The following is a 12,434-nucleotide window of genomic DNA, read 5'->3' as shown; positions in this document are numbered from 1 at the left end:
CCTCTCCCCCTTTTGCGACCCCTAGGCCGATCCGCGCCGTGAGGAGCCCCGCCTGATGGACAGCCGCCGCCCCCCGCTCGCGCCCGTGTGCCCGACGCTGCCGGAGTACGTCCGGCACTGGGCCGAAAACACCCCGGACCGCCGGGCGTTCACCTTCGTCGAGCACCCGGCACCGCACTCGCGCGGCGTCCACCGCACCCTGACCTGGCGCCGCCTGGACGTCCGGGTGCGGGCGCTGGCCGCGCGCCTCGCCGACCAGGCCGGTCCGGGAGACCGGGTCGCGCTGCTGTGCCCGCAGGGCACGGAGTACGTGACCGCCTTCCTCGCGGCCCTGGCCGCCGGGCTGGTGGCGGTACCGCTGTATCCGCCGGGCCTGCCCGGGCACGCGGACCGGCTCGCGGGTGTCCTGGCCGACGCGTGTCCCTCGGTCGTCGTCACCACGAGCCGCTGCCGGGCCGAGGTGCGTGACTTCCTCGGCCCCGACGGACCGCGGATCGTGGTGGCGGACCAGGTGACCGACGACGCCGCCCGGGACTGGCGGCCCGTCCCACCGGACGCCGGGGCGATCGCCTACCTCCAGTACACCTCCGGTTCGACCCGTGCCCCGGCAGGTGTGGAGATCAGCCACGGCAACGTCGTCGCCAACGCCCGCCAGGCACTCGCCGCCTACGGTGCCGACGCCCGCCCGGTGACCTGCGTGGGCTGGCTGCCGCTCTATCACGACATGGGGCTGGTGCTCAGCGTCGCGGCCCCGGTGACCCGAGGGGCGCTGTCGGTGCTGATGGACCCGGCCGCTTTCCTGCACGAGCCGGTGCGCTGGCTGCGGCTGCTCTCCGCGCACCCGGGCGCGGTGAGCGCCGCGCCCAACTTCGCCTACGACTACTGCGCCGCGACCGTCTGCGACGACCAGAAGGAGGGGCTGCGGCTGGAGCGGGTGACGGCGCTGATCAACGGCAGTGAGCCGGTCCGCCCGGGCACGGCCGACCGTTTCCACGCCGCGTTCGCCGGTCAGGGCCTGGCTCCGGAGACTCACTGTCCGTCGTACGGGCTGGCCGAGGCCACGGTGTTCGTCTGCGCGGCCCGGCCGGGTGAGCCGCTCGGCCGGTTCGCGCTGGACCGTGACGCCCTGGCCGCCGGGAAGGCCCTGCCGGCCCGGCCGGACGATCCCCGCGCGGTGCTGCTGGCGGGCTGTGGCACCCCGGCGGGCCAGCGGGTCCGTATCGCCGACCCGGTGACCCGGGCGCTGCTGTCGGAGGGCGAGGTCGGCGAGATCTGGGTGCAGGGGCCCAATGTCGGCCGGGGCTACTGGAACCGGGGGCCGGGGGACGTGTTCGGCGCCGAGTTCGCGGACGCCGGAGCCGCTCCGGGCGGCTGGCTGCGGACGGGCGATCTGGGGACGGTGCTGGAGGGGCAGCTGGTCGTCACGGGGCGGTTGAAGGACCTGATCATCGTCGACGGCCGCAATCACTATCCGCAGGACGTCGAGGTGACGGCCCAGGACGCGGACCCCGCGGTGCGCCGGGACCGGCTCGCGGCGTTCGCCGTGCCCGGCGGCGGTGCCGGTGGCGGTGAGCGGGTGGTGATCGTCGCGGAACACGCCCGGACCGTGCGCCTGGCCGAACTCGACGTGCCGGCCGTGGTGCGGGCCGTGCGCGGTGCCGTCTCCGCCCGGCACGGGCTGCGGCTCGCCGACGTCGTCGTCGTGCCGCCGGGCACGGTGCCGCGTACCTCCAGCGGGAAGGTGTCGCGGGCCCTGACCCGGGCCCGGTATCTGGAGGGCGCGTACGGCGGGCAGGTCCCCGCGGCGACGGGGGGTGCGGCGGGATGAGCCCCCTCGACGAGGGCGCGCTGCGCCGGCTGATCGCCGAACGGGTGGCGCTCTGGTACGGCGCCTCGCCCGAGAACGTTCCGATGGACCGGCCGCTCGCCGACCTCGGCATGTCCTCGCGGGACGCGGTCGCCCTGGCCGGTGAACTGTCCCGGGTCACGGGCCGGGAGCTGCCGACGACGCTGCTGTGGGAGACGCCCACCGGTGAGGCCCTGGTGGCGCGGCTGTGCGGCACGCAGCCCTCGGCACGCTCAAGGCCGGCCGCCGAGACGGCACCGGCCCCGCGCGCCGGGCTGCCGGGCGTGACGGCCGAGCCGGTCGCCGTCGTCGGGGTCGGCTGCCGGCTGCCCGGCGGGGCGCACGGCCCGGACGGCTACTGGCGGCTGCTGAGCGAGGGCGTCGACGCGATCCGGCGTGTCCCGGAGGACCGCTGGCGCGACTTCACCGCTTTCCCGCCGGCCGACGCGCATCCGTACGGCGGCTATCTCGACGACATCGCCGGATTCGACGCGGACTTCTTCCGCATCACCCCGCGCGAGGCGGCGGTGATGGACCCCCAGCAGCGGATCCTGCTGGAGGTCGTCCACGAGGCGCTCGACCACGCCGCCGTCCCGGCCGGGGATCTGGCGGGCACCGCCACCGGGGTGTTCGTCGGGGTGTCGGCCCCCGAGTACGGGCAGCTCACGGGCGCCGACCCGGCCGCCGTCGATCCCTGGGCGCCGGCCGGGGGCGCCCTGAGCGTGACCGCCGGACGGCTGGCCTACGTCCTGGACACGCGGGGGCCGAGCCTGGCCGTCGACACGGCGTGCTCGTCCTCGCTGGTCGCCGTGCACCACGCCTGCGTCAGCCTGCGCACGGGCGAGAGCGACCTCGCCATCGCCGCCGGGGTCAACCTGCTGCTGTCGCCTGCCGTCACCGTCGCCTTCCGCAGAGCGGGCGCGCTCGCACCGGACGGCCGGTGCAAGCCGTTCGCGGCGGCGGCCGACGGCATCGGGCGCGGGGAGGGCTGCGCGGCCGTGATCCTGAAGCGGCTGTCCGACGCGGAGCGGGACGGCGACCGCGTCCTGGCCGTCGTCCGCGCGACCGCCGTCAACTCCGACGGCCGCTCGAACGGCCTGATGGCGCCCAACCCGGCCGCTCAGCAGGCGCTGCTGGAGAGCGCGTACGCGCGGGCGGGGCTCGCCGCCGCCCACGTCGACTACGTGGAGGCGCACGGCACCGGTACCCCGCTGGGCGACCCGATCGAGGCGGGCGCGCTGGGCGCGGTGCTCGGCGCGGGCCGCGACCCGGACCAGCCGCTGCTGCTGGGGTCCGTCAAGGGCAACCTGGGGCATCTGGAGTCCGCCGCGGGCATCGCGGGCCTGGTGAAGACCGTGCTGGCCCTGCACCACGACAGCATCCCGCCGTCCCTGCACTGCGCGCAGGGCACGTCCCTCGCCGACGAGCGGCTGAGGGTGGTGACCGAGCCGGAGCCGTGGCCACGCTACGGCGGCACCGCCCTCGCGGGCGTCTCCGGGTTCGGCTTCGGCGGCACCAACGCGCATGTGGTGCTGGAGGAGGGGCCGCCCGGCCTGGTCCCCGCGCGGCCGGCCGAGGAGCCCCTGGCCCGCCTGCACGTGCTGTCCGACCTCGACGCGGGGCGCGTGCGCGACACGGCGGGCCGGCTCGCCGGCTGGCTGCGCGAGAGCACCGCGCACCCCGCCGACGTGGCCCGCACCCTGGCCGGGCGCACCGGCCGCGGTCCCGTACGCGCCGCCGTGGTCGCCCGGGACCGCGCCGGACTCGCCGATGCCCTGGGCGCGTTGGCGGCGGGGCGCACGGACGCGCGGGTGGTGACCGGGGAACGCGACCGGGCGGGGCGCGGCACGGTGTGGGTCTTCTCCGGCTACGGCAGCCAGTGGCCGGGCATGGGGCGCCGGCTGCTGGCCGAGGAACCCGCGTTCGCCGCCGCCGTGGAGAAACTCGATCCACAGCTCGCCCCGGAGTGCGGCCTGTCCCTGTACGACCAGCTGTCCTCCGGGGCCGGGCTCGACCGCCTGGACGTCGCCCAGCCCGTGCTGTTCGGCCTTCAGCTGGCCCTGGCCGAGCTGTGGCGTGCGTACGGCGTCGAGCCCGCCGCCGTGATCGGCCACTCCATGGGCGAGGTCGCGGCGGCGGTGTGCGCGGGTGCGCTGGACGTGGCGGACGGGGCGCGTGTCATCGCCGTGCGCGCCCGGCTGCTGAGCGGGCTGAGCGGCGGCGCGATGGCCGTGGTGGATCTGGACGACGCCGAACTGAAGTCCCTGGAGCGGGACTTCCCGGGGGTGCACGTCGCCGTGCACTCCTCCCCGCGGCAGAAGGTCGTCACGGGCGAGGAGGCCGCGGTGGCCGGGCTCGTGCGGCGGCTGGAGGGGCGGGGGCGGGCGGCCCGGGCCATGGGGGTCGTCGGGGCCGGGCACTCGCCGCAGGTCGACGCGCTGCTGCCGGAGCTCGCCGAGGCGCTGTCCGGCATCCGGGGCCGGCCGCCGCGTGTCCCGGTGTACTCCACGGTCCTGGACGACCCGCGGGGCGACTGCGTGTTCGACGCGGCCCACTGGGCGGCCAACCTCAGGCGGCCCGTCCGCCTGGACCGGGCGCTCGCGGCGGCAGCGGCCGACGGCCACACGGCGTTCGTCGAGGTGTCGCCCCACCCGGTCCTGACCGGGGCCGTCGCCGACACCGTGCCCGATGCCCTCGCCCTGGCCACCCTGCGCCGGGACGCCGACGGGGCGGAGGCGTTCGCCGGGCAGTTGGGCGCCCTGTACGCGGCGGGCCAGCGGCTGCCCGTGCCGCCGGGCCGGGTGGTCGACCTGCCGGTGCCCCGGTGGCGGCACGTCCGGCACTGGTGGACGGACGGCCGGGCCCGCACCGAGCCGGTGCCACGGCCGGCGGAGCCTTCCGCCGAGGTGGCGGAGCCCTCGTCGGTCCTGGCCCGGCTGACCCACCACATCGCCGCCGTCACCGGCCACCCGCAGGCCCGCGTCACTGCGGGCACCGCCCTGGCGGATCTGGGCCTGGACTCGCTGATGGCCGTCCGCATCCGCACGGCCGTGGTGCGCGAGTTCGGTATCGATGTGCCCCTGCGCGACCTGTTCGCCGCCGCCACGGTCGAGGACGCCGCCGCCCGGATCCGGCACGCCCTCCCCCGCGAGGACACCCCGCTGCGCCCGCTGTGCGCCACCGGTTCCCGGCCCCCGCTGTTCCTCGTCCACGCGGCCGGCGGCCCGGTGACCGTCTACCGGACGCTCGCCGAGCGGCTCGGCGAGGACCGGCCGGTGTACGGGCTGGAACGGATCGAGGAGGCCCGGACCGTGCGGGAGAAGGCCCGGCGCTACGCCGAGGCGATCGCCGCCGCCCACCCCGACGGGCCCTGCCTGCTGGGCGGTTGGTCCTTCGGCGGGTTCGTCGCCCAGGAGATGGCGCGGCAACTGACCGCCGCCGGACGGGAGGTGCCGCTGGTCGTGCTCCTCGACTCCGTACGCCCCCTCCCCCTGCCCGGCGTGACGCGCGCCGACCGGATCCGGACGCATTTCGAGGGCTTCGCCGGCCATGTCGCCGACGCCTACGGGGTGCGGCTGGAGCTGCCGTACGACGAGCTCGTGGCCATGGACGACGACCGGGACCGCATCGACACCGTGCTGCGGGCGCTGCGCGAGGCCGCCGACGTGCCGCCCGCGGCGCTGGAGCACCAGCGCGCCTCCTACCTGGACATGGGCATCGGGGAGGCGCACCGGCCCGGCGGGTACGCCGGGCCGGTCGTCCTCTACCGCGCCACCGGGCCCGCGCCCCACACCGTGCGCGATCCGGCCTACGAACGGGACGACGAGGCGCTGGGCTGGGACGAGGTGTGCCCGGGCCTGGAGGTCGTGCCGGTGGCCGGTCACCATCTGTCGCTGCTCGATCCGCCGTACGTCGACGAGATCGCCGCCCACCTGAGCCGGGTGCTCGCCGAACGGGCCCCCTGAACCGCCAACCGAGGAGCCGTCATGCCCGACCTGCCGCCCAAGTCCGCTGCCGGAGTGTCCCGGCGCACTGTCGCCAGAGCGACGGCCGCCGCCGGCCTCGCCGCCTTGTTCGGGGCCGCGGGCGGCACGGCCCGTGCCGCGGCCGCCACCCGGCTCGGGCCGCGCACGCTGGACGTGTCCGTGCCCTCCGCCGCGCTCGGCCGCAGCGCGCCGCTCCGGCTGGTCCTGCCGTCGGACTTCGGTGCGCGGCCCGAGAAGAAGTACCCCGTGCTGTACCTGCTGCACGGCGCCCACGACGACTACACGTCCTGGACCCGGGAGACCGACATCGAGGCCTTCACCGAGGGCCGTGACCTGATCGTGGCGATGCCGGACGCGGGCCCCACCGGCATCCCCAGCGTCTGGCGCGGCGGGCCCGACTACGAGACGTTCCAGGTCAAGGAGGTGCCGGCGCTGCTCGCCCGGGACTACCGGGCCTCCGGCGTACGGGCGGTCGCCGGCGTCTCCACCGGCGGTTACGGCGCCATGGCCCACGCGGCCCGCCACCCTGGGGCGTTCACGGCCGCGGCCTCCTACAGCGGCATCCTCGACACCACCGCCCCCGGCGTGCCGCCCATCGTGGACGCCATCGTGGCCCGTGAGAACCTGCCGGCCGCGTCCCTGTGGGGACATCCGCTGCTGAACCTGCTGACCTGGCGGGACTTCAACCCGCGGGCCCGTGCCACGGGGCTGCGCGGCACCGCCCTGTACGTCTCGCAGGGCAGCGGAGTGGGCGACGGCAGCGGCGGCGATCCGCTGCCCGGGGTGCTGGAGAGCGCCCTGTGGCCCTCGGCGCAGGGCTTCGCCGGCACGCTCGCCCGCCTCGGCATCCGGGCCACCACGCACCTCTACTCGGGAGGAGGACACGACTGGCCCTACTGGAAGCGGGAGTTCACCGCCTCGTGGCCGATGCTCGCCCAAGCGCTGGGCGTGCCGGAGTGACGGGGGTGCCGTCGGGGCACGGAACGGAGCGCAGGGGTCGTCCGTCCAATCCAGGGCTTCCCACGCGTCACAGCGGCAACAGCCCGCGGGTGAGCCGCTTCCGGCCGAAAGGAGTGCCCGTGATGGCTGTGCCCACCCCACAGGGCGTACCGGACCGCCCCGGTATGCCACCGATGCCGCCGGAGTTGGCGGAGCTGCTGCGCGCCCAGCTCGCGGCCGTCGCCGACCAGGTGGAGGAGGAGGTCCGCCGTCAGGTTCCCGAGTACGCGCGGCCCGCCGACGGGCCGTACGGCAGGAACCTGCGGGCCGGGGTGGTGCAGGCGCTGACCCTGTTCGTGGACCACATCGCCGACCCGCGCGACGACGGGGGCGCGATCGCGGCGACGTACTACGAACTGGGGCGCGGCGAGGCCCTGGAGGGCCGGAGCCTGGACGCGTTGCAGTCCGCGCTGCGGGTCGGGGGGCTGCACGCCTGGCGGCTGATGGGGCAGACGGCGGAGGAACTCGGCCTGGACTCCACGGTCGTCGCGGCGCTCGGCGAGCTGGCGTTCCGGACCGTGCACGAGGTCGCCGAGGCGGCCGCGGCCGGCTACGCGGAGGCGCAGCTGCGCAGTTCGGACGAGCTGGAGCGGCGCCGCGGACGGCTGCTCGACCTGCTGCTGGAGGACGGGCCGGTGGCGCTGGAGGCCGTGCAGGACCTGGCGCACAGCGCGCGCTGGCCGGTGCCCCGGACGGTCGCCGTCGTGGCGCTCGCGGCGGCGCCGGACCGGCGGGAGGAGGACCGGCCGCTGGCCGCGGCGGGCGCGCTGGTGGACATGGGGTCCCGGCCCCCGCGCATGCTGGTGCCCGATCCGGACGGCTCCGGCCGCTTCGGCGGCCGGGCGTTCACCCTCGCGCTGCGGGGCCGGCCCGCCGCGATCGGCCCGACGGTCGCGGTCACCGAGGCCGCGCAGTCGCTGCGCCTGGCCACCCGGGCGCTCGGGCTGATGGGGCGCGGGGTCCTGCCCCGCCAGGGCGTGGTGCGGTGCGCCGACCATCTGTCGACGCTGCTGCTGTACGGTGACGAGCCGCTGCTGGAACGGCTCCAGGCGCGGGTTCTCGCGCCGCTCGACTCGGTCTCGGCCGGTCAGCGCGAGCGGCTCGCCGAGACGCTGCTGGCGTGGCTGCTCAGCGGCAGCAACGTACCGGACGTCGCCACCCGGCTGCACATCCATCCGCAGACGGTCCGCTACCGCCTGCGCCAGCTGGAGAAGCTCTTCGGCGACGCCCTGCACGACCCGGAAACCCGCCTCGACCTGATTCTCGCGCTGCGCGCGGAGGCACTGCGCACAGCACAGAACTGAATACCTGTACTCGTTCGGCGAGGTACTCGTTCGGCGACAAAAAAGCGCGGCGATTTCATAATCCCATCCATAACACTCCGGGAGACACAGCGAATACGTTCGGGCCGTCCTTTTTCGCAGGCGCTCCACGCGCCTCACCCGCGGAGGATTCCCCATGCGTATCCGTTTGTGTCTCGCCGCGCTCTCGCTGGCCGGCGGGGCCGGGCTGGCCACCCTCTCGGCTCCCTCGGCCACTGCCGCGGCCTGCTCCGACGTGGAAGTGGTCTCGGCGCGCGGCACCTTCGAGCCGGGCACGCTCGGCTTCATCGTCGGCGACCCGGTGTATTCCGCGCTGCAGAAGAAAGCGGCGGGCAAAAACCTGTCGAGCTACGCGGTGAACTATCCGGCGGACCTTTCCCTGACGTCCGCCGCGCAGGGCAACAGGGACCTGGTGGAGCATGTGAAGAGCCAGGCCGCAGCCTGCCCGAACCAGCGGTTCGTGCTCGTCGGCTATTCGCAGGGCGCGAATGTCGTCGACAACTCGATCGGCATCAGCAGCGCGGGCGCGGTGGTCGGCAGCCCCATCGTGGCCACGCTCCCGGCGGCGGTCGAGCCGAAGGTCGCCGCGGTGCTGCTGTTCGGCAACCCGATCCGGGCCCTCGGCAAGAGCGTCACCGGCACCTACCAGAGCCGGACCCTGGACATCTGCGCCAAGGGTGACCCCGTCTGCGAGAGCGGCGGCGGCGACGTCGGGGCGCACCTCGGCTACCGCGACAACGCCGACCAGGCGGCCACGTTCGCCGCGGGCAGGCTCTGACCCCGGCAGCACACCGAAGGGGCCCGGGAGGATCTCCTCCCGGGCCCTTGTGCGCGTATACGGAAGGTCAGCGCGGCGACCGCGCGAACCCGGCGATGCTGGTGGAGACGGTCTCGGGCCGGCCGTCGTTCTGGACGGGCGCGGCGGTCAGGACGTCGAGGTGCTGGTAGCCGTCGGCGACCACGGGGTGGAGTTCGGCCGGCACCCGGCCGGCCAGGAGCCCCTCACCGGCGAGGACGGTGAGCACCGGGTTGGCGGTGAGCCCGCCGGGATGCACGACGAGCTTCTTGACCTGCGGCGAACCGGCCAGCTGGATGTCCGTCACCAGCTTGGTCGGGAAGTACTGCTCGGTGAAGTCCAGCGGCTGCTCGGCGAGGCTGCGGGCCAGTTGCCGCACGTCGGTGACCTCCTCGCCGGGGCCGGTGAACGGGGTGCCGTCGGCCGACCGGTAGCCCGGGTCATCGGGGTCGCCGACGCGGTCGTAGTTGCGCCAGGTGTAGAGCGGCCCCTGCGGCCGGTTGGGGATGGCCTTGTACGCGGTGCCGTACAGCCCGGGCTGCCGGGCGCCGCCGTTGGCCGTGGGGAAGCTCTTGTCGGCGACGGGCCCGCCGTCGAAGAAGCCGACGCTGGTCTGGAGGAAGGCCAGTGGTACGGAGTTGTCGTCCAGCAGCGCCCCGAGCACCGCCCCGTTGGTGAGGCGGAAGTCCTTCACGGCGGGCTTGCCGGTGAGGAAGGCCGCGGTGTCCTTGGAGAACAGGAAGCGGTGGGTCGCCTCGATGTTGACGTTGGAGGGCAGGTACCGGGGCAGGTCGGCCTCGGCGTCCGGGTCCTTGAGGGCGCCCATCCCGGCGATGCCGAGCAGGGTCATGGTCTCGGGGTTGAGCAGCACCGGCGCGGACAGCGTGCGCGGCAGCACCCCGGTGTCGAGGCCGGCCTGCACCACGCCGTAACCGAGGCCGGTGTCGGGCAGGTTGGTGTCGTCCGGCAGGCTGCCGCTGAGGTCGGCGAGCGAGGTGGAGACGGTCGTGTCGAGGGCGAAGTAGCCGGCGCACTGGTTGTAGCCGGCGTCCGCCGTGGTGGCCCGGTCGCCGTCGAAGTCGGCGGCGGCGAAGTACCCGGTGATCACACCGCCCAGCGAGTGCCCGCCGCACAGCACCTTCCGCCCCCGCTGCGTCCGGTCGGGCAACTCGGCGGTGAGCAGGTCGTACTGGTCGCGTACGGTCTGCTCGATACCGAGCTTCGCCATCCACCCCAGTTCCGCGTTGCCGGCGTAACCGCCGAAGGTCCGGCCGTCGACCTGCTTGCCGCGGTAGTAGTAGTCGACGGCGGTGTGCTGGTCGCCGGAGCCGATGCCGGTGCGGTCCTCCAGGCAGTTGGAGCGCCGGTCCAGCGCCCAGAACTCGATGTGCAGGCCCTGTTCGGCGGCTCGCGCCACGGTGTTGCGGGCCACGCTGTCGAACGCCCCGGCCCCTTCCAGGATGCCGGGCTGGGCGACGAGGATCCGGTCCGCGTCGGCCGAGGCGGCCGGACCGCCGGCGGAGCGGTAGCGCAGGTACGACAGCCAGTCGCAGGCGGCCGGACGCGGCCCGGCCGACTGCGGCAGCGGCACCTTCACCCGCACCACCGACTCCGTCACCCCGGTCACCGGCGACGTCGACGCGACCGGCGTCTCGGTCCGCGCGCCGTCGGCCCGGGCCCCCGGAGCGGCGGCCGTGAGCGTCCCCGCGGTCAGCAGCACCGCCAGGGCGGCGCCGCGCCACTTGCCTCTTCTCACAAGGTTCATGTCCATGCCATGGACGCTAGGACTGCGGGCCGAGGTCCCTCAGGGGGTGCTGATGAGAACTCAGTTTCCGGATCGTGCCTTGTCACCGGCGCACAGGGCCCCGGCGCCCGCTCAAGGACCCCTGATGGGCCCGGCCGAGCTGCGAACCGGCGGTTTCGGGAGCATGGTGGGGCTATGGACGGTCAACCCCCTGTGGTCGTGCAGCCGCCCGCGTCGGACGGCGGACGGCTGGTGACCATCCACGGCGAGCGCATGGGCGTCGCCTACAGCCTCTTCGACGTACTGGACCTGCTGCACCGCGAGGGCCTGCCCACCACCGACACGGCCGTCGACGACACCGAGCTGATCGAGTGGCGCGGCGGCGGCCCGTACGACTGGAACAACGGGTCGTCCGACGAGGCGTGAGCCTTCGTGGGGCCCTTGCCGTGGACCCTGGCGTGTGGCCGCCTTCCGGGCCGTGCCGGAGATCCATCAGAAGCCCCCTGGCGGTGCGGGAGCCCGGCGTGCGCCACCTGGGTGGGCGTGGCACCGAGGTCGGCCGCCACGGCCGCGGTCTCCGACTCGGCCCCGGCCTTCCCCCAGGCCACGGGCCGCCACGGCAGGAAGGCGATCCCGGCCGTCGCGCAGGTGTCGAGCACCGGCTCGTGCTCACGGTCGAGCAGGTTGTAGCGGTGCTGCACGCTCGCGATGCCGACGATCTCCCGGGCCCGGGCCGGCTCGGTGACGGTGACCTCCGACAGCCCGATCCGGCCGACCAGGCCCGCGGCTTGGAGGTCCCGCGGCGTGCCGAGCTGGTCGGCGAGCGGTGTCCCGGGGGCGATGCGGTACGGCTGGAGCAGCTCGATCCGCTCTACGCGCAGCCGGCGCAAGGCCTGCTCGACCTGGTCGCGCAGGGTGTCGGGCCGCCCGTCGAGCCTCCACTCGCCCTCGATACGCGCGACACCGACCTTGCGGTGATCAGCGGCCCCTCCAGGGTCGTCGTCATGAGCGCTGCCCTCCCCCTCTGCCCAAGGGGCCACGCCAACAGCGCGGTTGGCGGCAACGCCGGTCGCGGCGGGCGCCCTTCCGCCTCCGCGCGGTTGCGCTCGACGCGCCGATGCCGGTGCCCGGCGTTACGCTGCGCGCACATGGCCCTCGGCCCCGTCACGGAGGTTCTCATGGTCTCGCGTCTCAACCCGTACCTGTCCTTCGACGGCGACGCCCGGCAGGCACTGGAGTTCTACCAGCAGGTCTTCGGCGGCACCCTGTCCCTGAGCACCTACGGCGAATTCGGCCACGCGGACGCCCCGAACGCCGACAAGATCATGCACGGCATGCTGGAGACCCCCAGCGGCTTCACCCTGATGGGCGCCGACAGCCCGCCGGGTATGGAGTCCGCGCCGGGCCAGCCCTTCTCCGTGAGTCTGAGCGGCGACGACGACGCCGAGCTGAGCGGCTACTGGGAGAAGCTGTCCGCGGGCGGCTCGGTGTCGGTGCCGCTGGAGAAGCAGATGTGGGGCGACGTCTTCGGCATGTGCACGGACCGCTTCGGCGTCCCGTGGATGGTCAACATCAGCGAATCGGAGAGCTGAGCAGGACCGACCGGACGGTCGGGGACCGTACGCCGCGCGGGGCCGCCCCCCCCCCCCCCGCCCCCCCCGGGGGTGGGGGGGGGCCCGGTGTTGCGGCGCCGGCGGGCCCGGGGTACCGGCCAAATTGTTGGTCCGTCGGGCACACGGTG

8 protein-coding genes are annotated in these 12,434 nt (G+C 74.9%); 6 read left to right on the top strand and 2 right to left on the bottom strand.

Annotation, left to right across the window (positions count from 1 at the left end; translation table 11 throughout):
• Nucleotides 1-55 precede the first annotated feature (55 nt).
• The 5 genes from ACFZDA_RS16655 (at nucleotide 56) to ACFZDA_RS16635 (ending at nucleotide 8,931) form a co-directional block, all read left to right on the top strand.
• Nucleotides 56-1,828, top strand: a complete 1,773-nt coding sequence (locus tag ACFZDA_RS16655; RefSeq protein ID WP_391081199.1) for an AMP-binding protein — start codon at nucleotides 56-58, stop codon at nucleotides 1,826-1,828.
• A complete protein-coding gene (locus tag ACFZDA_RS16650) occupies nucleotides 1,825-5,811 on the top strand; it encodes an acyltransferase domain-containing protein (protein ID WP_391081196.1) in 3,987 nt (1,328 codons plus the stop codon). Before ACFZDA_RS16655 ends, ACFZDA_RS16650 begins: the two co-directional genes overlap by 4 nt.
• A 21-nt stretch (nucleotides 5,812-5,832) precedes the next feature.
• Nucleotides 5,833-6,792: an alpha/beta hydrolase-fold protein gene (locus ACFZDA_RS16645; RefSeq protein ID WP_391081193.1), complete on the top strand. Its 960-nt coding sequence runs from the start codon at nucleotides 5,833-5,835 to the stop codon at nucleotides 6,790-6,792.
• Between the two features lie 122 nt (nucleotides 6,793-6,914).
• The gene (locus ACFZDA_RS16640) at nucleotides 6,915-8,135 is read left to right on the top strand and encodes a helix-turn-helix domain-containing protein (RefSeq protein WP_391081191.1); all 1,221 of its coding nucleotides are present in this window, start codon (nucleotides 6,915-6,917) and stop codon (nucleotides 8,133-8,135) included.
• Between the two features lie 154 nt (nucleotides 8,136-8,289).
• Nucleotides 8,290-8,931: a cutinase family protein gene (locus tag ACFZDA_RS16635; RefSeq protein WP_391081188.1), complete on the top strand. Its 642-nt coding sequence runs from the start codon at nucleotides 8,290-8,292 to the stop codon at nucleotides 8,929-8,931.
• A 67-nt stretch (nucleotides 8,932-8,998) separates the two neighbouring features.
• On the opposite strand, the gene ACFZDA_RS16630 is transcribed toward ACFZDA_RS16635, so the two are convergent.
• Entirely contained in the window at nucleotides 8,999-10,720 is a 1,722-nt protein-coding gene (locus ACFZDA_RS16630) for a hypothetical protein (RefSeq protein WP_391081185.1), read from the bottom strand.
• 257 nt (nucleotides 10,721-10,977) lie between these two features.
• A complete protein-coding gene (locus ACFZDA_RS16625) occupies nucleotides 10,978-11,733 on the bottom strand; it encodes an aldo/keto reductase (RefSeq protein WP_391081182.1) in 756 nt (251 codons plus the stop codon).
• A 138-nt stretch (nucleotides 11,734-11,871) separates the two neighbouring features.
• On the opposite strand from ACFZDA_RS16625, the gene ACFZDA_RS16620 reads away from it, so the two are divergent.
• On the top strand, nucleotides 11,872-12,285 hold the full coding sequence (locus ACFZDA_RS16620) for a VOC family protein (RefSeq protein ID WP_391081734.1): 414 nt from the start codon (nucleotides 11,872-11,874) through the stop codon (nucleotides 12,283-12,285).
• Nucleotides 12,286-12,434: the final 149 nt, after the last annotated feature.

The organism is Streptomyces sp. NPDC007991, from assembly GCF_042958445.1.
Taxonomy (GTDB): Bacteria; Actinomycetota; Actinomycetes; order Streptomycetales; family Streptomycetaceae; genus Streptomyces.
Note: the sequence above shows the minus strand (reverse complement) of the source record. Positions and strands in the feature narration are given on the sequence as shown.